This is a genomic window from Chryseobacterium sp. SIMBA_038, assembly GCF_046535115.1.
Taxonomy (GTDB): Bacteria; Bacteroidota; Bacteroidia; order Flavobacteriales; family Weeksellaceae; genus Chryseobacterium.
On sequence record NZ_JAWRXH010000002.1, the window covers coordinates 405,226 to 429,717 of the forward strand.

Genomic DNA, 24,492 nt, shown 5'->3' on the forward strand with positions numbered 1-24,492 from the left:
AAGCTTTGATACAGTTTTATTAATAATACTCATAAAGTATTTTGTAAATCATTCAGAAACAATTAAATTTGCAGTTCAATTTTTAAGAATTTATGGCAAAACTTACAAAGAATGCTCAGCACGAGCAAGAAGGTAAAGAAACAGTAGAGTTTTTTAAAGACCTTGACAGAGAGGCTTTAAACACAGAAAGGTTTCTTGAGAAATATTCAAAGCCTCTAGGTATTGTTTTTGGCGCACTTGTTTTAGGTGTTCTAGGGTTTTTCGCTTATCAGCAATTTATTGTAGCTCCTAAAAATGTTGAAGCTATGAAAACTTTCCTTTCTGCTCAGAAAAATCTTATGGAAGGTAAAGATAAAGAAGCTTTAGGAGGAAAATCTGCTGCAAACCCAGGTTTTGTTGGTACTTATAACGATTATTCTTCTACAAATGTTGGTAAACTTGCCGGATATAACGCAGGTCTATTGAAATTCAAAGAAGGAAAATTTCAGGAAGCTTATGATCTTTTAGATCAATTTTCATCTGATAATAAAACATTGATGGCAATGAAATTTGGCGCAATGGCAGATGCAAAATCAGGTCTTAACAAGAATGATGAAGCTTTATCATTATTAGACAAAGCATCTTCTGCATCTTCTGATCCTTACACTACTTACTATTTCACAAGAAAAGCAGGTATTTTAGCTTTAGGATTAAAGAAAAACGCAGATGCTAAAAAATATTTTTCTGCAATTGACGAAAAATATCAGGACTACGACAACGGAATGTCTGATTCTTATATTGAAATGACTAAATATTACTAAAAAATGGCAACAGTTAATCTATCCGATTACAAGCCACTTCATATAACTAATGCCGAAGATTTTTCTATCGGCATTGTTTTTTCTGAGTGGAATGATTTTGTAACATACAATCTTCGTGATGCAGCTTTGGAAATCCTTGAAAAAGAAGGCGTAAAAGCTGAAAACATTAAACTTTTCCCAGTTCCGGGAGCATTTGAGCTTAACTACGCAAGCATGCAGCTTTGCAAAGAAAGAAAATACGACGCGGTAATTGCAATTGGTTGCGTGATCCGTGGAGAAACTCCTCACTTCGATTTCGTTTGCTCGGCAGTAGCTCAGGGGATCAAAGACTGTAATATCTTAACAGATACGCCGACTATTTTCTGTGTATTAACAGACGATACAAAAGAGCAGTCTATCGCAAGAAGCGGTGGCGATCTTGGTAACAAAGGTGTTGAAGCGGCTGTTACAGCACTAAGAATGGTAGATTTTAAAAAGAATTTATCTGAAAAAACCGGAAATATAGGTTTCGGACACTCATAATTTTAACATTCGTTATAAATTCATAAAACAAAAAGGACTATTATTTATAGTCCTTTTTTTATTGATAACTCTCTTGTTTCCCGCATTAAAACAGGTTTTGTCTTCGGATATTTATTTTTTAATGGTAAATTAACCATTTATAAAACTCCTAATAATTAAGATGTTTATGTATTTTTTATTAAATGATTGTGAACAAAAAGTATCTTTGCGAAAAATCAACTTATAATTCAACCAGATGATTACTCAAAAAATTAAACCTTTTTTATATTTAGGTATTTTTTACCTTATAGTTTCATTAGTTATAAGACTCGTTTTCTTATTTCACCCCATAACTACCGCAAGTTTTGGATTTTTTGAGATAATTAAAGTACTATCGATCGGAATTATTAATGACATTTTTGTGTTCACCATTGCGAGTGTGTTCTTAGCACTGTACTTTTTATTTCTATCAAATTCGAAGTACGATAAACCTTACGGACATATCATATTGGGAATACTTGTACTTATTTTCCTTTATATCCTCGTTATTCCAAACAACATTTTCAAACAATACGGAGGCTCAATTGCAGAGATTGCCCTTGCTTTTATTGGTTTAAAAATACTTTTCTTTGGCTTAATGCTTTTCTTACCGAGCAAAAGAATTCAGATCAGAAATGTTCTTTATTTCATCATCCTGTTTTTGTATTCGGTAATTATCATTTTCAATGCGGTAAGTGAGTATTTCTTTTATAATGAATTTGGTTTGAGGTACAATTTCATCGCTGTAGATTACCTAATTTACACCAACGAAGTTATCGGAAATATCATGGAAAGTTATCCTGTTGTTCCTTTATTCCTTTCCATATTTGCGATTGGACTAGCAATTACTTTCTTCATTTATAGAAAAACAAGAAAAGAGCTTTTAGATCTTCCGAACCTGAAACAAAAATTCATCTTATTGGGTTCTTTCATCGTATTGGTTGCAGTAAGTTTATTTGGATTAAGTTTTACAACGAAAATAACCTCTCCAAATGTCTTCGCAGAAGAAATTGAAGCTAACGGATTGCCTAAATTTTACTGGGCATTTACGCATAACGAACTTGATTATTTCCAGTTTTATCCTAAAATAGATCAAAAATTAGCTGAAAAGAATTTCTTAAGTGAATTTTCTACTCCAGCTTTAACAAGAAATATCACCTCAGAACAGCCTGAACTAAAGAAAAATGTAGTTTTAATTTCCATTGAAAGTCTATCCGCAGATTTTATGGAACATTATGGAAACACAGAAAAACTGACTCCATTTTTGGATAGCCTGGCAGATAAATCGATGATGTTTACCAATCTTTATGCTACGGGAAACAGAACTGTTCGTGGTTTGGAAGCATTGACGCTTTGTATTCCCCCAACGGCTGGAGAAAGTATCATTAAAAGAGAAAATAATAAGAATAAATTCACGACCGGAAGTGTTTTCAAATCTAAAGGGTATGATGTGAAATTTTTATACGGCGGATACAGTTATTTCGACAATATGCAGGATTTCTTTGCCGGAAACGGTTATGGAATTGTAGACAGAGATAATTTTAAACCAGAAGAAATTTCTTTTGCCAATGTTTGGGGCGTTGCCGATGAAGATATGGCTAAAAAAGCAATTCAGGTGATGAATGCTGAATCAAAATCAGGAAAGCCGTTTTTTAATCATTGGATGACCGTTTCCAATCACAGACCGTTTACTTATCCTGACGGAAGAATTGATATTCCAGGAAATGCAAAATCCCGTGAAGGCGGCGTAAAATATACCGACTATTCGCTTAGAAAGTTCTTTGAAATGGCTAAAAAACAAGATTGGTACAAAAATACAGTCTTCGTTATTATCGCCGATCATTGTGCTTCCAGCGCAGGAGATACAGAATTACCGATGGATAAATATAAAATTCCTGCAATGGTTTATTCTGAAGGATTTATTCAGCCTCAAAAATTTGATAAACTGATGTCTCAGATCGATGTAATGCCAACTGTTTTTGGTTTATTGAATTTTAATTATCAATCTAAATTCTTGGGTCAGGATGTCTTAAAAAGTGAATTTCAGCCTAAAGCTTATATTGCAACGTATCAGGATTTGGGATTTGTGAAAGATGATCATTTAACGATTATTTCGCCTGTAAGAATTATCAGACAATATTCTCTGAAACAAAAACCGGGTAAATTATCTCCTCAGTTCAATATTTATTATGACGAGAATATTTTAAAAGATCATAATCAAAAGCTTGTTGATGAAACAATTTCCGCATATCAGTCTACTTCTTATTGGTTAAAAAACAATCAGTTGAATCGCTAATTTTGGTTACAGAAAATATTTTTATTGATAATTTTTCATGTAAATATTTAATGTTAATATTAATTTTATATTTTTAACTTTACTAACAAAATTAAACACATTATGAAATGGACAGACGATAGAGGTGGCAACGTTGAAGACCGTCGCGGAGGCGGTGGAAGCGGCGGTGCAATTGTAGGTGGCGGACTTGGAACTTTAATTATTGCCGCTATCATCTTCTTTCTGGGAGGAGATCCTTCAAGCATATTAAGCTCTGGCAGCATGTCTTCACCACAAACTCAGACCGAACAACGAGAATTAAGTGCCAACGACAAGAAAATTGGAGAAATGGTCGACATGATGGGAAAATGGAATATCCTGACATGGGATCAGGTTTTCAAGGAAAACGGCATGACTTATACTCCTCCAAAAATCATTCTTTTTACAGAAACTACTCAATCCGGTTGTGGAACTGCACAATCTGCGATGGGGCCTTTTTATTGTCCTGCAGATCAGTCTGTTTACATGGATATGAGTTTCTTTAATGAGTTACAGCAACGATTTGGCGCAAAAGTTACCGAATTTACTATTGCTTACGTTTTGGCTCACGAAGTTGGTCACCACGTACAGACGCTTTTAGGAACAACCCAAAAAGTTGATGCCTTGAGAAGAAGCGGAAGATATTCTGAAACCGAAATGAACAGAGTTTCTGTTGCAACCGAATTACAGGCTGATTTCTATGCTGGAGTTTGGGCTAAGAAAACAGATTCTAGAGAACATATTTTAGAGCCTGGTGATATTGAATCTGCGATTGAAGCCGCACAGGCCGTTGGAGACGATAATATTCAGAAAAGATCTCAGGGATATGTAAATCAGGAAAGCTTTACGCACGGCTCATCTGCACAGCGTAAAGAATGGTTTATGAAAGGTTATACTACCGGAGACATCAGACAAGGTGATACTTTCAACCAACTTTTAAAATAAATTAATCCTTATAAAAATTAAAAACCCTGAAGAAGCTCTTCAGGGTTTTGTTTTATTTTAATTCTATCGGGTTGCTATTGTTTTTAGCTTCCTCTTTTATTCTGTCTTCCATTCTTTTTCTCATTTCGGCAGGATTTTGATTTCCGCCACGGCCACCTCCGCCGCCGCCACGATTACCTCCAACTATTCTGGTCTGGCTAAATCCGCCACCGCCACCTTGTTGGCTCATGAATGACATAGGATCTGTTCTATATTTTTCCTGTTGTTTTAAATAATCTGCTCTTTTTACTTTAATGGTATTTCCAAACTGATTCATTGTCGGGAAATCGGCAATTTTATAGTTTTTCATTAAATCAAAAGAATATTCTCCTTGAGCATCCTCTACTTTTACGATCAAACCGGGAAGTCCTGTAAATTTGTACGGTCCATCCTGATAAGGTAGGTCTGTTGTAAACCAAGCCGTCCATTTTCTTCCAGCAAAATCAGTTTCAGCTTTCTGAACTTTATATTCTCCAATTTTTGTGGTTTCAGGAAGAATTTTCCAGCTTAACGGGCGATCTTCTTCGTAAGAATAAATATCTCGGCCTATTCTGTCTTTAAAAAAAGTCTTTTGGTTGGTTTTATCTTTTTCTATTGAATAATTAATATTTGAACGCAAACCTTCCATCTGGTCTCTGTTAAAACCTCTTGCACCACCGCTTTGGAAGTTTTTCTGCATGATAGAATCTCTTTTCAATCTGTTTTCAGAATAGAACATCGATTTTTCTGCTGAAATGTCTAAGTATGCGTTTTCGGTTTTTATATCAGTTTTGTTTGCTACATCCGGTTTCATGGTCACCTGATACACAAATCTGTTGGCTTGTGCATAAATGTTCTGCATGAACAACGCTAAAGCAATGATTCCTATTTTTTTCATTTTAAATTTATTTTAATTCAATTGGGTTTTGGTTAATATTGTTTTTAAAAGATGTATTTTCTGTGTTAGCGCTTGGCATTGATGGATTATTACCGTCCATTCCTCCTCTGTGGGACATTCCTTCACCGCCACCTGAGTGATTGCCGCCTCTCATACCGCCCATTCCGCCGCCATGTTTTCCGCCACCGCCGTTAAAACTTTGCATTCCATCTCCATTACTACCCAGCCTTTTGTTTTTTACGAATTCTAGCTCCAGTGCCGCTTTATCTCCATTAAAGTTTACTCTTGTGCTTAGCTTAGCATCAGAACTAACAGGTTCTTCAAAAGCATTTTTAACTATAATTTTCTTAATAAGATCAAATTTATAATCGCCTTTATCATCTTCTAACTTCACAATCAAGCCTGGCAATCCGGAAAGTTTGTAGGGACCATCAGAAATAGCAATTTCTTTTGTAAACCATGCCGTCCAGACTCTACCTCCAAAGTTGGCAACTGCTTTTTGGGACGGATATCCATTCTGTTTTTCTGTAACATCTGTTATTTCCCATTTTACAGGTCTGTCTTCCTGATAATAAATTTGCTTCCCGACTACTCTATCATAATAATAAACCTTTTGTCCAGGAATATCTTTAGTAATGTAATATTCAAAAAAAGTAGGCTCAATATGTTTTTTTATACCAAGTTTTGAAAAATCTTTTTCTTCTTTTTTATTATCTTTTTTCTCGTCAAGTTTAAATGTCGAGAATAAAGAATCTTTAATTAATTTATTCTCACTGATAAATAATGATCGATTGTTTTTAATGTCTAAAAAAGTTTTTTCATTCTTTAAGCTCACCAGATTAATTGAATCCGGATTCACCGAAGTTTCATAAATGTATCTTGTAGTCTGTCCGTAAGACATTGTTACCAAAAACAGCGCTAAAAAAACAAGTACTTTATTTTTCATTATTATTTCTTTTATAGATAAAAAATCCTATTCAAAGTTAAATCAAAAACAGAGTTTCCTGATTGGGGATAGAAAATTTATACAATTTTAACATTAACAATCATATCGATAATCAACTTAATAAGATTAGAATCATTAAAATAGATAGCTTCAATTTGAGATTGCGGAAATTAGTTCGTATTTTTGCAAGATTAAATCATTCTAAATAAATACAATGATAAAAGTATCAGACCAAGCAAAGGCAAAAGCTATCCAACTTATGACGGAAGATGGCTTCAACCCTGCTGAAGATTATATAAGAGTAGGGGTAAAAAGTGGAGGATGTTCTGGTTTAGAGTATGTTTTGGGATTCGACAATCAAAAAGCAGACACAGATCAAATTTTCGAAGACAATGACGTAAAAATTGTTGTTGAGAAAAAAGCTATCCTTTATCTGGCAGGAACAATTCTTGAGTATTCAGGAGGATTAAACGGAAAGGGGTTTGTTTTCAACAATCCTAATGCATCCAGAACGTGTGGTTGTGGAGAGAGTTTTTCTTTATAATTAGAAGTTAGAAACCAGAGGTTAGAAATTAGCACATTGCGAATTTTTAACATCTGAAAATTTAACCTCTAAAATCTATTAAAATGAGTAAATATACTGAAGACGACTTAAGAGTCGATTTAGAAAATAAAAAATACGAATTCGGTTGGGAAACAAAGATTGATTATGAAGATTTCCCGATTGGTTTAAATGAAGATATCGTTCGTGCCATCTCTGCTAAAAAAGAAGAGCCGGAATGGATGACTGAATGGCGTTTGGAGTCTTATAGAATCTGGCTGAAAATGACAGAACCTGATTGGGCAAACATTAAATATACAAAACCAGATTTTCAGGCGATTAAATATTATGCAGCCCCTAAATCTAAGCCAGAACTAGCAAGCTTAGATGAAGTAGATCCGGAATTATTGGCAACTTTTGCAAAATTAGGAATCAATATTGAGGAACAAAAAAGACTTTCAGGAGTTGCTGTAGATATTGTAATAGATTCAGTTTCTGTTAAAACGACCTTTCAGGACACGTTAATGGAAAAAGGAATTATTTTCTGTTCAATTTCTGAGGCGATCAAAAATCACCCGGATCTTGTTAAGAAATATCTTGGTAAAGTAGTTCCTAGAGGAGATAACTTTTATGCAGCATTGAATTCCGCAGTATTTTCTGACGGAAGTTTCTGCTATATTCCAAAAGGCGTAAGATGTCCAATGGAATTGTCTACGTATTTCCGTATCAATCAGGCAGGAACAGGTCAGTTTGAAAGAACGATCGTTATTGCTGATGAAGGAAGTTACGTATCTTATCTTGAAGGCTGTACAGCTCCATCAAGAGACGAAAATCAACTTCACGCTGCTGTTGTAGAACTTATTGCAATGGATGGTGCTGAAATTAAATATTCAACCGTTCAAAACTGGTATCCAGGAAATGAAGAAGGAAAAGGAGGTGTTTTCAATTTTGTAACGAAAAGAGGACTTTGTGAAAGAAATGCAAAAATCTCTTGGACTCAGGTTGAAACAGGTTCTGCTGTTACTTGGAAATATCCTTCTTGTATCTTGAAAGGTGATAACTCAATCGGTGAGTTCTACTCTATTGCCGTGACAAACAATCACCAATATGCAGATACAGGAACAAAGATGATCCACATTGGTAAAAATACCAGATCAACGATCATTTCTAAAGGAATCTCTGCAGGAAAATCTCAGAATTCATACAGAGGGTTGGTAAAAGTAATGCCTTCTGCAAAAGGAGCGAGAAACTTCTCTCAGTGTGACTCTTTGCTAATGGGTAACGAATGTGGTGCACATACTTTCCCTTATATTGAAATTAAAGATCCTACGGCTCAGTTAGAACACGAGGCTACAACTTCAAAAATTGGTGAAGACCAGATTTTCTACTGTAACCAAAGAGGTATTGATACGGAAAGAGCAATTGCTTTGATCGTCAACGGTTTCAGTAAAGAAGTTTTAAATAAATTACCAATGGAATTCGCTATTGAAGCGCAAAAATTATTGGAAATTTCATTAGAAGGTTCTGTAGGATAGATATATAAGTATTAAGTTTTTATTTGATAAATTCTTAATGTTTAAAACAAAAAATAAAGAAATAGTATTTCATTGATAAGCGTTAGCGCCTTTGTTTATCTTAAAAAAGCAAAGGAGATTAAAAAATCTTAGTCTAACCTTGCGATAAACTTGAACATATGTTAAATATAAAAAACTTGCACGCCAAAATTGCAGATGGCGCAGAAATTTTAAAAGGTATCAATCTCGAAATAAAACCGGGTGAAGTTCATGCGATCATGGGACCCAACGGAGCCGGAAAATCTACTCTTTCTTCTGTAATTGCAGGAAAAGAAGAGTATGAAGTTACAGACGGAGAAATTCTTTTTCAAGGAGAAGATATTATTGAAGATGCCCCTGAAGACAGAGCTCACAAAGGTATTTTCCTTTCTTTCCAATATCCTGTGGAAATTCCCGGGGTTTCTGTAACCAACTTTATCAAAGCTGCTTTAAACGAAACCAGAAAAGCAAACGGATTGGAAGACATGTCTGCAAAAGAGATGTTAGCAATGATTCGTGAAAAGTCTGAGCAATTGGGAATTAAAAAAGATTTCCTTTCAAGATCATTAAATGAAGGTTTTTCAGGAGGTGAAAAGAAAAGAAACGAGATTTTCCAGATGATGATGCTTAACCCAAAATTGGCTATTCTTGATGAAACTGATTCAGGATTAGATATTGATGCGTTGAGAATCGTTGCAGACGGGGTAAATACATTCAAAAACGAAGGAAATGCAGTTCTTTTGATTACTCACTATCAAAGGTTGCTTAACTATATTCAACCTGATTTTGTACACGTTTTAGCAGACGGAAAGATCATCAAAACAGGAGACAAATCTCTTGCTTTAGAGCTTGAAGAGAAAGGTTACGATTGGCTTCTTAACTAAGAAGAAAAAGTTTTTAGCTAAGATTTTATCAATTTTAACTAAAAAACAAAGCGGAAAAACCGCAGTATTATTACAATATTCAAATATATAAAAAAGGTGTGATGGCCGAAATCGCAGTAATGGCTTTATACGATCAAATTATTGACAACCACGGTGAATTTTTGGAAAGTCTTCGTCACAGATTTCTGGATGAAGATAGAAAATCTGCTATTCAAAAGTTTGAAAGCATTGGTTTTCCGACCAAAAAAGACGAAGAATATAAATATACCAACATCAAGGAGATTACGGAAAAAAGTTACAATTTTTTCCCGAAAGAAAGTCACAATATCACCAAAGAGCAATTCGACCAATTGCATTTAGGAGAAGAAAATTTTGACTGGATCGTTTTTGTAAATGGTAAACTTCATAAAGAATTATCTAAAGTTTCTATCGAAAATGTAGAATTCTTATCATTCAATTACGCTTTGAATGACGAGAATCACAAAGAAGTTTTTGATAAATATTTTAATACAATTGCTGACGGAAATTCGGCTTTTACAGATTTAAATCTTGCATATTGCAAATACGGTTTCTTTCTGAAAGTTCCGAAAAATGTAGTGATTGAAAAACCAATCCATGTTTTCTATATTTCTCAAAATCAAGAGGAAAATACATTCTACAACACAAGAAACCTGTTGATCGTAGAAGATGGAGCAAAAGTAGAAATTATTGAAAGTCACCACAATTTTGATGATACATTTGTATTGACAAATTCTGTAACGGAGATTTTCACGTATCCAAATGCAAAAGCAGATTGGCATAAACTTCAAAACGATAATCATACTTCTTATCTTGTTGACAGCACTTTCGCAAAACAGGAAAAAGATAGTTTAACAACAGTAAACACATTTACTTTTGGAGGTAAATTGGTTAGAAATAACCTGGATTTTATTCATAATGGATCAAACATTAATTCATTCATGAACGGAATCACAATCATTGGGAAAGACCAATTGGTAGATCACCACACGGCGGTTCATCATAAGACGCCCAACTGTGAAAGTTACCAGAATTATAAAGGTATCTTCAAAGATAATGCTCACGGTGTATTTAACGGAAAAGTTTTCGTTGATAAAATCGCTCAGAAAACGAATGCTTACCAGCAAAATAACAACGTTTTACTAAATGAAGGCGCTACAATTGATACAAAACCTCAGTTAGAGATTTTCGCAGACGATGTGAAGTGTTCTCACGGCTGTACGGTTGGACAATTGAATGAAGATGCATTATTTTATCTAAGAGCAAGAGGTATTTCTAAAAAAGAAGCGCAGGCTTTATTGTTATATGCGTTTGCAAATGATGCGATGCAGAATATCGATATTGAACCTCTTAAAGAAAAAGTTTCAAAGCTTTTGGCAGAGAAACTAAACGTAGACATAGAGTTCTAAAAATAAATTGATACATAAAAAAGCACTTCAAATTTGAAGTGCTTTTTTTATTGAAGATGGTGTTTAATTAACAATTCACTTGCGCAGCAAAATTCACCATTCACCAACTTATTTCTTCATCCAAGACTGATTATCTTTTTTGTCAGAACGCTTTCTCCCATTATCAATATTATACGCAAAACCAACACCTAAAGTCTGTTTCAACTGCGTTTTTTTAATTTGATTATGATCATACATTAGATCCAATGTAATATTTGAAGAGATAAATTTATTGATCTTCATATTTAAAACAGCTCCATAAGCAAGAACTAATCTGTCCGGATGATCAAGATAATTTGAAAATACAGAAGCTGTATTGGTTAGGTTAATATTTTCCATCAATTTCACTTTATAAATCGCCGTTCCCAAGAAACCGAACTGGAAAAGCGAAGAATCTCCATCATTTTTTAAACCATAACTTCCTGCGTACTGTAAATCTTCATCCAAAACAAAAGTTATTCTGGCATTTGCCGGACGAAGCGTCATCGTAAAATTATCATTAGGACGGTAAGTCACACCAACACCAACATTTACATATCCCGGAGCCATAAAATTGGAGATTTTCTTTGCATCTGGATTGTTTCCGTCCTCATGACCTCCCGCAAACTGGGTTTGCAAACTTGCACCTCCGGAAAGATACCAGTTCTTTCTAAATTCTCTTCCGTAGTTGGTAGAAAGGTTAATAACGTCCTGTGTTTTTCTGGTTCCGACACCCTTTGTATTATTCTGTCCGTAGCCAAGAATTACGATGTTTTCCCAAAGATCTTTGCCTTTTTCGTAGGTCATGTTATAATTAACTCCGGCAAGCCAACCAACGTTATTGGCTCCACCACCGACCCAATTTGAAAAGGCAGCCTGATTCAACATTAAAGTATTTTGCCCCTGAATAGACCAAGCTTTTGTAGTATCTACCACTGGTGCATCAGCTTTTGTTTCCTGTGCAGCCGCACTTATTCCGAGAGAAATGGAAATTAGTAATAAACTTTTTTTCATAGTTTGAAGGATTTTATTAACACAAAAATATAAATATAATTTTTGTTAAAAAACAAATCACTCATTTTTGACATAAATATTTATTACATAATACTTTATTTATCTGAACGTTAAACCAGATTTAACTTAAATTTTAAAGCTTGAACTTAAATCTACTTAAAAGCAACTTTATTTAAAATCAAAAAAAGCAACCCATTTCTGAATTGCTTTTCAACATGCTATTTCCAGCATTTTATTTTTTAAGCCACCATTGACTGTCCTTTCTGTCAGACCTTTTTACCCCATTATTAAGAGTGTAAGCAAGGCCAACTCCTAATGTCTGCTTCAATTGTGTTTTTTGAATCTGATTATGATCATACAAAACATCTACAGTTATATTTGAAGATAAAAATTTGTTCACTTTTAAATTCAAAACGGCTCCATAAGCAAGAACCAATCTATCCGGATGATCCAGATAATTTGAGAACACGGAAGCGGTGTTTGTAAGGCTTACATTCTCCATCAATTTCACTTTATACAAAGCTGTTCCCAGGAAACCGAACTGTAATAATGAAGAATCACCATCCTGTTTCAAACCGTAGCTTCCTGCAAGTTGAAGCTCTTTATCAAGAACCAAAGTCCATCTCGCATTGGCAGGACGCATTGTAACGGTAAGATTATCATTTGGTCTGTAGGTAATACCCAAACCAAAGTTCAGGTATCCCGGCGCCATAAAATTGGATATTTTTTTAGCTTCAGGATTATTTCCGTCCTCATATCCTGCTGCAAACTGGGTTAGTAAACTCGCACCACCGGATAAATACCAACTTTTTGAAAACTGCCTTCCATAATTGGTAGAAACATTAATAACATCCTGAGTCTTTCTGGTTCCTATACCTTGGGTATTATTTTGTCCGTAATTTAAGACGATAATATTTTCCCAAAGATCCTTGCCTTTCTCATAGGTAATATTGTAATCAGTTCCTGCAAGCCAGCCAACATTGTTGGCTCCACCGCCGACCCAGTTTGAAAAGGCAGCCTGATTAAACATCAATGAATTTTTACCTAAAACAGACCAGTGTTTTACCGTATCTACTACAATCGTATCTTTCTTTAATTCTTCCTGAGCTTTTGCATATAATCCAACAAAACCGGAAAGAACCAATAAAAACTTCTTCATTCTTTAAGATTTTCATTTACAAAAATATCAATATAATTTTGGTTGAAACAAACCTGTCCCAACATGAATCTTCTCAACACCGTATTTTTTCAGCATTAACATACTAAAACTAAGCCAGTTTGTAAATTTCAATGACAAAAAATTTTGTTTACTATTTAAAACTGATTAAAATCATAGCGTTTTGTCTTAAAATAATTGAGGATCAATGAAATCATCGCCAAATTTTCCGAAATTTATCCTTGGCGTTTCATTTGACGTAAGATATTCATGTTTAAAAATGTAATTTCCAAAAGAGCGATTCTATATCCACTGCTAATGCTTGCTGCAATGTGGTTCGGCTACTTTTTACAAATGCAGGGCTTTTTTGAAAGTTGCTTTGGAGCGATTATTCCTTTATTACCGGAAGGCTTATTGGGAATCGTCACTTCTCCCCTTTTACATGGAAATCTGGATCATATCATAGGAAACTCAATTCCTATGGCGGTGCTGATGTTTCTTTTATATCAATTTTATCCTTTAGTCGCTAATAAAGTCTTTATTTTAGGCTGGCTGGCGACAGGTCTTTTAGTTTGGCTATTACCTCCGGTTGATATTACTACCGGCGAATATATTTATACATGTACCATCGGAGCAAGCGGTGTAGTGTATGTTCTGGCTTTTTTCCTTTTTTTCAGCGGTGTTTTTAAATGGGAAATGAAACTCTTGACAATCTCCTTATTAGTCGTTTTATATTATGGAAGTTTAATCTGGGGAATGTTTCCTGAAGAAATGTTCTATAATCTGCAAGAACCCAGCAAAATCTCTTGGCAGGCACATCTTTCCGGAGCGGTTGTAGGAAGCATAATTGCTTTTGCTTTTAAAAAAGTGGGCGAGAAAAAGAAAAAATATATTTGGGAATTCCCTAATTATTATAGTGAAAAAGATGATAAGCTTTGGCAGGAATACAAAGAAAACCATCCTGACGATTTCTTAGAATTACCCTATAAAAAAAGAGACGATATTTGGGATCATTTGGATGAATTACGAAAAAAATAAAACTAATTTTTCTACATTTGTGACATAAAACAACACAAATGTATTCTGAAGAACAACTTTACTCCATCGCTTTACGCGAGTGTAATCTTATTGGTGACATTAATTTTCTCAAGCTCGTCCGAACATTTGGAACAGCGAAAAATGCTTGGGAAAATGCAAAAAAAGAATATAATAAAGTAGACGGTATTGGCAGAAAAACAGTTTCAGAAATTGGAAATCCCACTTATTTGGAATTTGCAGAAAATGAACTGAAATTTTGCGAAAACAATAAAATTCAAATAAGATTAAGACATCTTAATCAACTTCCAAGATTACTGAATGAATGTGATGATGCTCCTGCCATTCTTTATCAAAAAGGAAATTTTGACGATTCCTTAGAAATGGTGAGCATTGTTGGGACAAGAAATATGTCACTTTATGGCAAACAATTTATACAGGATTTTTTTGAAGAAACAAAATCGGGTAATTATATCTCGGTGAGTGGTTTGGCGTTGGGTGTTGATAAAGAAGTTCATGAGCAATCTATTCAAAATCAAATAGCTACAGTGGCGGTTTTGGCGCATGGATTTCATACTTTGTATCCGGCAAAAAATAGAAAACTGTCTGAAAAAATCATTGAAAATAATGGCGCTTTATTTACGGAATTCAATTCTTCAAGAAAACCAGACAGAGAAAATTTCATCCAAAGAAACAGAGTCGTTGCCGGAATTTCTCCCGCAACAATTGTTGTAGAAACAGCTTTTGGAGGAGGTTCAATAAGCACCGCAACGTTTGCAAACAATTATAACCGAGAAGTTTTTGCCCTTCCCGGAAAAATCACAGATAAATACAGTCAGGGATGTAATCAACTGATTTTTCAGCACAAAGCGAGTGCAATTTCAACGATTAAAGATCTTATTAATTCATTGGATTTTAATAAGTCGTATCATAAAACTGAGGAATTATTTCCGCGCAGTGAAGAAACCATTCAATTAACTGAAAATCAAAAAATAATCTATAATTCCATTATTGAAAATCCACAAATAACTTTGGATGATCTTGCCCAGAAAATATCGTTGCCTTCACACAAAATTTTACCCATAATTTTAGAATTAGAGCTTTTGGGGAAAGTGAAATCGTATTCCGGGAGGCAATTTGCAGCAATTTGAGATTTAACTATTTCTTAATATTGCATTATTTCACACATAACATTTAATTTTCAACAAGATTTAAACCCAAATTGTGGATTTAATAATATTTCGCCCCGTTATTATTAAATTTTCAGCAATTATTAAATAAGGTATTGTGAATTTCGAAAAAAAAATTAAATTTGTTGACAATAATATTCAACCTTACTATATGGAACAATATAATATTGACCAGAAAATTCAGGAGTTTATTGCAAAAATAGAGGCAAAAAACCCTAACGAGCCAGAATTTTTACAAGCTGTAAAAGAAGTTGCTGTGACTGTAATTCCGTTTATTATGACCAAAAAGGAATATACGGGAATGAAACTTCTAGAAAGAATGGCGGAAGCTGAAAGAATCATTATTTTCAGAGTTCCATGGGTTGACGATAAAGGAGAAATCCAGGTAAACAGAGGTTTCAGAATTCAGATGAACTCTGCGATCGGGCCATACAAAGGAGGAATCCGTTTCCATCCTACAGTAAACTTGTCAGTTCTTAAATTCTTAGCTTTCGAACAAGTATTCAAAAACTCATTAACTACTCTTCCGATGGGAGGTGGTAAAGGAGGTTCAGACTTCGATCCACAAGGAAAATCTGATATGGAAGTAATGCGTTTCTGCCAGGCTTTCATGACAGAATTATGTAAGCATATCGGTCCAGAAACAGACGTTCCTGCAGGAGATATCGGAGTTGGAGCAAGAGAGATCGGATATTTATTCGGACAGTATAAGAAAATCAAAAACGAATTTACAGGAGTATTGACTGGTAAAGGTCTTGCTTACGGAGGTTCATTGATCCGTCCTGAAGCTACAGGTTACGGTGTTGTTTACTTCGCTGAGCAGATGCTTAAAACGATCGGTCAAACTTTCAAAGATAAAACGGTAAGTGTTTCAGGTTTCGGAAACGTAGCTTGGGGAGTTATCAAAAAAATATCTGAACTAGGAGGAAAAGTAGTAACTATTTCCGGACCAGACGGATATATTTATGATAAAGACGGAATCGATGGAGATAAAATCGATTATCTATTAGAGCTTAGAAATTCAGGGAACAACAGAGCTGAGGATTATGCTAAAAAATATCCTTCTGCACAGTTCTTCGCCGGAAAACGTCCTTGGGAAGTGAAGTGTGATGTTGCCATCCCTTCTGCAACTCAAAACGAACTAGACCTAGAAGATGCTAAGTTATTGGTTGAAAACGGATGTCTTTGTGTAACTGAAGCTGCAAACATGCCTTCTACACTAGATGCGATCAACTATTTCTTAGACAACAAAGTATTATTCTCTCCTGGTAAAGCGTCTAACGCTGGTGGTGTAGCTACTTCAGGATTAGAAATGACTCAAAACTCTATCCGTCTAAACTGGACTTCTGAGGAAGTTGATGCTAGACTGAAAGAAATTATGATCGGAATTCATAAAGCTTGTAGAGACTACGGAAAAGAGGAAGATGGCTATGTAAACTACGTAAAAGGCGCAAATATCGCCGGCTTCGTGAAAGTTGCAGAAGCAATGTTAGCTCAAGGAGTAGTATAAAATATAAAGGTTGGGAAATTTTCCCGACCTTTTTTGATACAGCCTGTTCCCGGGATTATAAATGGGAAAAAAGTAAAAAGTGAAAGGAGAAAGCGTTGATTTATTTCAACGCTTTTTTTATCTCTAAATATTTTTAATGTAAATATTCATCAATTTTAATACTCCTATTTTCGTTATTAACATCTTCTATGGCTTTCAAAATAGTCTTAATTTGGCTTTTATTAATGACATATTTATTAAAAAATACATATTCAATAGTCTTTGTATTTTTAATATTTTCTAACGGATTTTTTCTAAGCAATACCAAATCTGAATGATATCCTATTTTATTTTTCCCGTCTTACTTTTCATCCAATCGCCCGGCGCAACCGTTGCAGAATAAATAGCTTGCGAGTTGGTCATTCCGGATTTAGATAAAGATTCTAACTCATTATGAAGAGAAAATCCAGGGACAGAAGCCGGTACATTAGCATCTGTTCCAGCCATAATGGGAACTTGGTGGTCTACCAATGCCTTTGTCATAATATGTATTGCTTCTACATAGGTTTTCCAAAAAATTAATGATGATTTTCTTGCACTTGGCTCATCTTTTCCATCATATTCATATCCGTTTTTGCCAGGTAGCCAACCCATTTTATAAAGCGGAGTTCCTTCAATAATTTTGGGATTGACATATTTTAATTCTACTTCTTTAAGTTTAGATTTTAAATTAAATCTTTGCACTACAAAACTTTCGCATAACGCAACCGTTGAAGTAACACTGATATTATTTTCTTTTAACTTTTTCGCAATTTGATTAGAACGTACTTTTAAAAATGTAAGATATTCTTCGGGATTTTTAGAAATTGGCTTTCCAAACTCATCAATAGTTTTAACAGTAAGCTCTTCAATATGAGCCACTTCTTTTTGACCTGATTGATAAAAGGTTTCTAAATTAATTAAAGGTATATGCCCAATCACCGGAATATTATTTTCTTTAGCAATCTCATTGGTTGTCTTAACCATTTCCGGATTCACAAAACCGTACATTTTAATGGCATCATACCCTTGTTCACGTATTTTTTTAATTGCACTTTGAGCATCTTTTTTATTTGAATAATTGATAGATTTTCTTGTCCAGCTATAATAATATCCTGTTAATCCACTTTCACTAAATATTGGCGGAGATGCAATAAACATTCGTGGGCCAAGTCCACTTTTTTGTATTGATTTTCTCCATTCTAACGCAACAGACTGTCCAGCCATTTCTCTAATATAAGTAACTCCATTCGCTAAATATAAAAATAAGTCATTCTTACTTTCTTTTAAATGAACATGGCTGTCTACAAGACCCGGAATCAGATATTGATTTGTTCCATCAATAATAACAGCATCTTTATTTATAGCTTGGTGTTCGCCCAATTGAAGAATCATACCATCTTTAATGAGTACATCTTGATTTTTAATAAAATGACTGCAATCTTCCGACAGAACGTTCACATTTCTTATCAGGAGTATTTTTGAAGGCTTAATAATTGAAGAAATATCAATAGCTTTAGTAGACTTTCCCATGACTTTATTTAATTCATTATCAGCCCAAATAAAAGCACAGATAAGAATACCTAATAATGCCATAACTGAATACAAAATTCCCCTAACCCAACGTTTTTTCATAAATTATCTTGTTTAATTTGAAAAACAAAATAAATACAAATACTTCCTAAAATGATGTGAAAATGGGGATTAGGTACGAAATATAGCCTTTTAGGTACGGAAATTACAGAGCCAATAAATGCTCTCTATAATTTTTAGAAACCGGAAGTTCAATTTGGGTAAGAGAAATGGTGTCTTGATTTTTCCAAGCCTTAAAATGGGATGGATTTATTAAATGTGAACGATGAACCTGAACCAAAAAATCAAAATCATTCTGAATTTTTTTAAGTGTACTTCGGAGGAGTTTTGTTTTTAACTCTCCTCCATCAATAAAGAAAATCTCGACATAATTTTGTGAATTTGAAACACAGATCAAATCATCTTTCCTTATTTTTAAAATATCCAATTTATTCTCTCCTCTCATAATGATATTTTCATCTTCTGCAGGAATTAGTGTAACACCATATATTCTTGCCAAAACGATTATAGGTGTTGAAATTAAAGCTGATTTAAGAATGATCATCCTTAAAAATGTAAAAAAATCATATCCTCCATGTAAGATAGGGCTTTTGTAAAAACAAAAAGTACATATCAAATAAAGAAATTGAAAAAAAACAAGACTGGCTATTTCCAATCCAATATTCCATTTTGAAAACTTATGATAAATCTTTTTTTGAAGTAAGGCCAACACACCGTAACATAGAAATGCGATAAAGCTAAATCCAATACTGATAAGAATCCATACTTTAAAACTTATTGTTCCGTCATCAAACGGTCTTATAAAAAAAGCAAAGATAAAAAGCCATATACTTAGGAAGATTCCTAATAATAAATGGTGCTTAATCGATGGGTTTAGTTTTTTCATGTAATAAGAAAATGACTATGGTATAGTGATTAATTATTACACATAATTACAAAAAAAATCCTGAAATATTACATTCCAGGATTTTCATTGATTATAAAAGACTATTTTCTACTTTGCTTTTTTTCTTTTAGACTTTTTCTCTTCTTTCGTTGCGTCTGCCGGCTTCGTTGCTTCCATGCTTGTATCTGCAGTTACCGTTGCTGTTGCATCTGCAGTAGTTGCCGTTGTTGCTGCACCATCAATTGTTGTCGTTGCAGTGGTTGTGCTTGGTGTAGTTGCTGTTGCTCCCTGTGTAGCCGTAGCTGTATTCCAAGATCCTTGAGTCTGAGCTTGAGTTGATGTTTGGTTATTCGTTTCCGCAGGTTTTTGAGTTTCCGTTTGAGCTGATACCGCTACGACTCCGACTAATGTAAACGCTGCTGTTAAGATTAACTTTTTCATAATAAAAAATTTTAAATGGTTGTTTAATACTTTTAAAACGACCCACTTTCAATTAATATTATATCTAAAACCCTTATTTAACGTACTTTATAACTCTTTAAGACGAATTGGGATTATAAATTATTTTTCCAAATTTTTCATAATTCGTTCAACAAATTCAAAGGCTGCGGGACAGATTACGGTATTTTTCATCATTAAATCATTAATCTGGTAAATCTTTTTACGATCTGTATGCGGATATTCTCTGCAGGCTTTTGGTCGAACATCATAAATTGAACACGTATTATCACCATTCAGAAAAAAACATGGCAGATTTTGTAAAACTTTATCGTCATCTTCATCTACACGCAGGAATTTAGCTTCGAAATCAGCCGGTTTCATACGCAGATGTTTTGAAATTCTCTCGATATCTTTTTCTGTATATAAAGGGCCTGTAGTTTTGCAGCAATTGGCACATTGCAGGCAGTCTATCTTCTCAAAAACCTCTTCATGGGTTTCCTGAACAACATAATCAAGATTCTTGGGCGGTTTTTTCTTTAATCCGTCCAGAAATTTTTTATGCTCTTTCTGTTTCAGTAAAGCCTGTTTCTTGTAAAATTCTAAATTCATTTATAATTGTTCTTCCGCCAAAATGGGAAGATCTACTTTTTCATATTCATTAATTTTATCCAAATCTAAAACGGTCGTCAGATTTTCCTTGCTTGGATAGTACATCGTGGTAAATTTTGCCCCATAAATAATTTCTCTCGACACATATGAAGACCGCTGAACCACCGTATTTGAAAACACTTCATCAAATGCACGCACATGAACAATAATTTCAATATTAATATTTTTAAAATCATCCTCAGAGAAGCCATAAAATGGTGAATTTTCGTCTATTTTATGCACCACCGTCCAATTGAGCGCCAAGGTATTGATCTTACCTAATTGAGTATCTAATCGATAAAAATTATTCTTCGCCACACCATCTTCAATCACTTCAATCGCCGTTGACAAAATAACTTCAGCATCCGTTAATGCATTATTTTTATACGGTGCTAGTCTGAACATCAAAGCGGTCGTATCCTGAAAAGGGGCAATCACTGTAATGTCAGAAAATCTTAAGTAAGCTCTCGGCCTCGAAAATCTCCCATAAAATAAACCCGTTGCGATTGCAAAGGTAAGTAATCCTAAAAAAGCTTCAAAAGTCGCCACCAAACTCGCCATAAAGCCAACCGGAGCAATTCTTCCGTATCCAACCGTAGTAAAAGTCTGTGAACTGAAGAAAAATACATCAATAAATTCATTTAACGGATCACTTTTATCAATTCCCGTAAGATGTTCTACTCCAATTAAATAATAGATCATCGCAAAAACGATATTGATCAAAATATAGGCAACAACAAGATACGTCAGAAACCGAAATGTCGATAAATTCAGCATTGTATGATACCAGCTTAATTTATTGAAAACATTTACTCCTTTTTTCTGAACATTCGGAAGTCCGTCTTTATTAATGAATCTTCCGGAAGCGTTACTTCCAAAACCACTATTTTCAGTGTTTTTCTGTCGAATTTTTTGTCTAAACCCTCTTGCCATTTTTTTTAATCATTTTTGTTTTTTCGTTGGCTTGATTTTCTACAGCTCCGTTCTGTGAAGATAAGAGCGCGAGCGAAGCGAGCGTCAAAGCAGATCATATTAGCGATGTCTTACAGAACTTTATGAAGCATTTTTAATTTCAATTAAAAAATCAAATCAACAGGCAAAGATAAAATATTGTTTCCATGAAATGCATCAAAAGCTTTTGAGAAAGTCTAAGATGAATAATTTACAGACTGTTTTATGCTATTTAAATAATTAAGTAATAGATAAATTCATCTTTTTAATACTCATCCTTTATCATTCACGTTATTTTTCATGTCATTCACGACATTTTTTTGCTAAAGAGCTGATTAATAGTAAACTTTGTTCAAGAATTAAAAAACACAAAAACATGGAAAAGCGAACACAACACTCCACATTGCATCATCCAACTATTAAGATCCATCATAATTATTTTGATCAGTCTTGAACAAATCTGGTGACTTTATCGAAATAAAGACAATACAACGAAAAAAATTCCCTGCATACTAAGAAAAATTTGAATATAAAAAACTTAACCATTTAACTATAAAAACAAATTATCATGGCAATTGATTTCACAATTACAAGTAATGTTCTTTCCTCAGGCAGAACAACTTACAGCGCTCAAAAAAACAATTCACAAGAACCTAAATTCACTATCGGATTTAGAACCAAGTATGAAGATAATTTTGGATTGTTTAACACTTCGGTTACAGCAAATCAGGTTTATTTACCTGTAGACTATGAGGGGGAATATGGATTCTGGGCAAATTTCATATATCCAACTGCAATGGCTGAAAGCGGAGGTTCTTTTAAATGTATGAACACTTATGACAGGGCTAAATTTACCTTTAGCTTTATGCAATATGCAGCCCATGTTCCTAATGGTGATTTTGTACATTTCTTCAAAAAACTTTTAGCACTCCCCAATGCAAAAGATTATTTTCCAAAAATTGTTTTGCAAAACGATAGAATATTTTACAAAAATAACAATGGAACGTTGTCTCAATTGGAAAACGACACTTCCACTCAGACCTTAATGGATTATCTGAATCCGTCATTAAGTGAAGTAGAGAATCAGGAGCTTATCTGCGCAGCACGTTTTGTCCATTGGTCGGTAAACGATTTGCAACACAGACAAATACAGGTAAAAACTGCCATCGATCTTTATAAAGAAAATATGAAAGCTTATCATAAACGTTTTGGACTGGATCAAGCTCCAGCTAAAGTTTGTCAGTTGATATGCGATATAAGACATCAAGGCAGAGGAACCAATGACAGAATTGCTAATGCCTTAAATACTAATGGAAATTTTGAAAAAGCATATCAAAATCTTTGCAGTATAGGTTCTGCCAATTATCAGAGTAGAATAACAACCGTAAGAAATACCATAAACAAACTTACAACACAGGGAAAATTCGGTTTTAAATACGATGCTTCCGAAAAAGATTTCATTAATAATTAAAATTTACTACGATGAAAAAAATAATTGTCTTATTAATAGTACTTTTTTGCATTGTTGATTACAAATGTCAAAATAATTCAGTCATATTCAGTATAGATCTTTCTGACCCTTCAACTTCCAAAGATCTAATAGAAAACACGCAAAATCGAAACCGTTTAGTTGCGAAAAACAGAGAAATTATATCTTTCCGATTGATGAATCCAAATCCTTTTAAATACAAGTATAAACTGCAAAAAAATTTCATTAATTTCTTTGCACCAGATCGTCCTGCTGTAAAAAAAGATGAGGGAACAAATTCTACAGCAAATACTTCTGCACCAAATAAGCCAACTGAAGAAAAAAAAGCTATAAAGTCTATTGATCTATTGGAATTTGCAATAGACAAAACCCCTAATGTAAAGTATAAACAAGAAGAGATAGATAAGATGAACAATGCAATCAATAGTCTTAATTCTCAATTGGAAAGAGATACAAGCCAAACAAGTGTCAATAAACGAATAGATTTAATACCTTCTAAAACTTTTTCAGAAGGCGAAAAGAAGAAAATACAAAAACAATTAAACGAAATAAGGCTGAATCTCTCGATTTCTAATTCTAAAAAATATACTTACACGGATCATGATGTTAATGACTCTGTTCAGGCTGTAGAGATCGTACAAAAAGCACTTTATAAATTAAAATTGAAAACATCAACAATAGAACGGGAGCTTAAAAATTATATCAGAGAAATCTCAACCAAGGAAACTTTTAATACAAAAGAATACACTAAGAAAATTGACACCATACAATATGAATATGAAAAAGGGCTACGATATCTCGCCAATTTTGAAAATGAAGCCGAGCCTTTTCATAATGATGAGCATAAAAAAACGATAAATTCCATAAATGATTCTAATACTTATATAGGTGATCAATTGGATAAATTATGTGATTTTAGTTTTGAAAACTTCCTTCTTCCCGTAGATATTAATGGTGAAAATATAGATGCTGTAGAAGTAGTCCTTGATCGGTATACCAATGAACAGAACCCTAAGCATATTGACAGCAATAAATATACGATCTGGATACAGGGTGGATTAAAGCTGGATATTAGTGCCGGTATATTTATAACCTCTCTTGTGGATAATGAGTATTATACCGAAAAAGACAATGATACTCCAAATCTCTACAGTATAAACAAGAAAGACAAAGGAAATTTTGATTTCGGTTTTGGCTCGATGATTAATCTTACTTATAGAAGTGGAAGCTGGGCAAATCCTACCTTTGGTGTAGGTGCTATTTTCACGGCTCAACAGAAATTTCAGATTATTTCCGGATTAGGATTGGTAATGGGTAGAAAAGAACGACTTATTTTACACGGCGGTATCTCTATGGGACAAGTACAGGGTGCGTTGGGTAGATTCAAAGATGATGGTACAGAAATGTATAATTTGGGCGATAATCCTGTAGTTCCTATGGAAAATAAATTTCGATTTGGCTATTTCTTCGGGTTCACTTATAATATAACAGGATTTAAAATAAACAACAAGCCTTAATTCAGAGATATTAAAAAAATAACTTTTTTAAACTGATAGGCAGAAAGTGTATTCATAGGTAAAAATATTTAATTTAGTATTTGTCCTTACTTAAAAATATTAATCTCAACTATTCTTTTATATTGGATAGTATAGGCAATGACTAAAAACAAAAACTATG

22 protein-coding genes are annotated in these 24,492 nt (G+C 33.9%); 13 read left to right on the plus strand and 9 right to left on the minus strand.

Annotated elements, in window-relative coordinates:
- Window positions 1–92 precede the first annotated feature (92 nt).
- The 4 genes from SB689_RS08000 (at window position 93) to SB689_RS08015 (ending at window position 4,599) form a co-directional block, all read left to right on the plus strand.
- Window positions 93–800 (plus strand): hypothetical protein, encoded by a 708-nt coding sequence (locus SB689_RS08000; RefSeq protein ID WP_066753752.1) that lies wholly within the window; start codon window positions 93–95, stop codon window positions 798–800.
- Between the two features lie 3 nt (window positions 801–803).
- Window positions 804–1,322 carry a 6,7-dimethyl-8-ribityllumazine synthase gene (gene ribH, locus SB689_RS08005; RefSeq protein ID WP_066753753.1) on the plus strand — a complete coding sequence of 173 codons (519 nt, stop codon included), beginning with the start codon at window positions 804–806 and terminating at the stop codon, window positions 1,320–1,322.
- 235 nt (window positions 1,323–1,557) lie between these two features.
- Window positions 1,558–3,636 (plus strand): LTA synthase family protein, encoded by a 2,079-nt coding sequence (locus SB689_RS08010; protein WP_410691600.1) that lies wholly within the window; start codon window positions 1,558–1,560, stop codon window positions 3,634–3,636.
- A gap of 102 nt (window positions 3,637–3,738) precedes the next feature.
- On the plus strand, window positions 3,739–4,599 hold the full coding sequence (locus tag SB689_RS08015) for a neutral zinc metallopeptidase (protein ID WP_410691601.1): 861 nt from the start codon (window positions 3,739–3,741) through the stop codon (window positions 4,597–4,599).
- Window positions 4,600–4,651: 52 nt separating this feature from the next.
- On the opposite strand, the gene SB689_RS08020 is transcribed toward SB689_RS08015, so the two are convergent.
- Together SB689_RS08020 and SB689_RS08025 are read right to left on the minus strand one after the other, a co-directional pair.
- Window positions 4,652–5,515, minus strand: coding sequence for a GLPGLI family protein (locus tag SB689_RS08020; RefSeq protein WP_410691602.1), 864 nt, complete (start codon window positions 5,513–5,515; stop codon window positions 4,652–4,654).
- Window positions 5,516–5,522: 7 nt separating this feature from the next.
- Complete coding sequence (locus tag SB689_RS08025; RefSeq protein WP_410691603.1) at window positions 5,523–6,461, minus strand: GLPGLI family protein; 939 nt, start codon at window positions 6,459–6,461, stop codon at window positions 5,523–5,525.
- A gap of 214 nt (window positions 6,462–6,675) precedes the next feature.
- On the opposite strand from SB689_RS08025, the gene SB689_RS08030 reads away from it, so the two are divergent.
- The 4 genes from SB689_RS08030 to sufD all read left to right on the plus strand — a co-directional run bounded on the left by SB689_RS08030 (window position 6,676) and on the right by sufD (window position 10,866).
- The gene (locus SB689_RS08030) at window positions 6,676–7,005 is read left to right on the plus strand and encodes a HesB/IscA family protein (protein ID WP_072410235.1); all 330 of its coding nucleotides are present in this window, start codon (window positions 6,676–6,678) and stop codon (window positions 7,003–7,005) included.
- A gap of 83 nt (window positions 7,006–7,088) precedes the next feature.
- The gene (gene sufB / locus SB689_RS08035; RefSeq protein ID WP_073293101.1) at window positions 7,089–8,537 is read left to right on the plus strand and encodes a Fe-S cluster assembly protein SufB; all 1,449 of its coding nucleotides are present in this window, start codon (window positions 7,089–7,091) and stop codon (window positions 8,535–8,537) included.
- Between the two features lie 158 nt (window positions 8,538–8,695).
- Window positions 8,696–9,439 (plus strand): Fe-S cluster assembly ATPase SufC, encoded by a 744-nt coding sequence (gene sufC, locus SB689_RS08040; RefSeq protein WP_072410231.1) that lies wholly within the window; start codon window positions 8,696–8,698, stop codon window positions 9,437–9,439.
- Window positions 9,440–9,558: 119 nt separating this feature from the next.
- Window positions 9,559–10,866, plus strand: a complete 1,308-nt coding sequence (gene sufD, locus SB689_RS08045) for a Fe-S cluster assembly protein SufD (RefSeq protein ID WP_410692135.1) — start codon at window positions 9,559–9,561, stop codon at window positions 10,864–10,866.
- Window positions 10,867–10,974: 108 nt separating this feature from the next.
- On the opposite strand, the gene SB689_RS08050 is transcribed toward sufD, so the two are convergent.
- Together SB689_RS08050 and SB689_RS08055 are read right to left on the minus strand one after the other, a co-directional pair.
- The gene (locus SB689_RS08050; RefSeq protein WP_410691604.1) at window positions 10,975–11,898 is read right to left on the minus strand and encodes a DUF3078 domain-containing protein; all 924 of its coding nucleotides are present in this window, start codon (window positions 11,896–11,898) and stop codon (window positions 10,975–10,977) included.
- A 232-nt stretch (window positions 11,899–12,130) separates the two neighbouring features.
- On the minus strand, window positions 12,131–13,057 hold the full coding sequence (locus SB689_RS08055; protein ID WP_410691605.1) for a DUF3078 domain-containing protein: 927 nt from the start codon (window positions 13,055–13,057) through the stop codon (window positions 12,131–12,133).
- 267 nt (window positions 13,058–13,324) lie between these two features.
- Here SB689_RS08055 and SB689_RS08060 point away from each other — a divergent pair, with 267 nt between their 5' ends.
- The 3 genes from SB689_RS08060 (at window position 13,325) to gdhA (ending at window position 16,789) form a co-directional block, all read left to right on the plus strand.
- Window positions 13,325–14,092, plus strand: a complete 768-nt coding sequence (locus SB689_RS08060) for a rhomboid family intramembrane serine protease (RefSeq protein WP_410691606.1) — start codon at window positions 13,325–13,327, stop codon at window positions 14,090–14,092.
- 38 nt (window positions 14,093–14,130) lie between these two features.
- A complete protein-coding gene (gene dprA, locus SB689_RS08065) occupies window positions 14,131–15,240 on the plus strand; it encodes a DNA-processing protein DprA (protein WP_410691607.1) in 1,110 nt (369 codons plus the stop codon).
- Between the two features lie 190 nt (window positions 15,241–15,430).
- A complete protein-coding gene (gdhA, locus tag SB689_RS08070) occupies window positions 15,431–16,789 on the plus strand; it encodes an NADP-specific glutamate dehydrogenase (protein WP_066759590.1) in 1,359 nt (452 codons plus the stop codon).
- A gap of 321 nt (window positions 16,790–17,110) precedes the next feature.
- Here the strand turns inward: gdhA and SB689_RS08075 are convergent, their stop codons facing one another.
- From SB689_RS08075 to SB689_RS08095, 5 genes are all read right to left on the minus strand, one after another.
- Window positions 17,111–18,442: an amidohydrolase family protein gene (locus tag SB689_RS08075; protein WP_410691608.1), complete on the minus strand. Its 1,332-nt coding sequence runs from the start codon at window positions 18,440–18,442 to the stop codon at window positions 17,111–17,113.
- A 103-nt stretch (window positions 18,443–18,545) separates the two neighbouring features.
- On the minus strand, window positions 18,546–18,944 hold the full coding sequence (locus tag SB689_RS08080; RefSeq protein ID WP_410691609.1) for a LytTR family DNA-binding domain-containing protein: 399 nt from the start codon (window positions 18,942–18,944) through the stop codon (window positions 18,546–18,548).
- Window positions 18,945–19,394: 450 nt separating this feature from the next.
- On the minus strand, window positions 19,395–19,727 hold the full coding sequence (locus SB689_RS08085; RefSeq protein ID WP_410691610.1) for a hypothetical protein: 333 nt from the start codon (window positions 19,725–19,727) through the stop codon (window positions 19,395–19,397).
- Window positions 19,728–19,847: 120 nt separating this feature from the next.
- Entirely contained in the window at window positions 19,848–20,336 is a 489-nt protein-coding gene (locus tag SB689_RS08090; RefSeq protein WP_410691611.1) for a YkgJ family cysteine cluster protein, read from the minus strand.
- Window positions 20,337–21,308, minus strand: a complete 972-nt coding sequence (locus SB689_RS08095) for an ion channel (protein ID WP_410691612.1) — start codon at window positions 21,306–21,308, stop codon at window positions 20,337–20,339.
- A gap of 586 nt (window positions 21,309–21,894) precedes the next feature.
- On the opposite strand from SB689_RS08095, the gene SB689_RS08100 reads away from it, so the two are divergent.
- The gene (locus SB689_RS08100) at window positions 21,895–22,797 is read left to right on the plus strand and encodes a hypothetical protein (RefSeq protein WP_410691613.1); all 903 of its coding nucleotides are present in this window, start codon (window positions 21,895–21,897) and stop codon (window positions 22,795–22,797) included.
- Window positions 22,798–22,808: 11 nt separating this feature from the next.
- A complete protein-coding gene (locus SB689_RS08105; protein WP_410691614.1) occupies window positions 22,809–24,332 on the plus strand; it encodes a hypothetical protein in 1,524 nt (507 codons plus the stop codon).
- The last annotated feature ends 160 nt before the right edge of the window (window positions 24,333–24,492 follow it).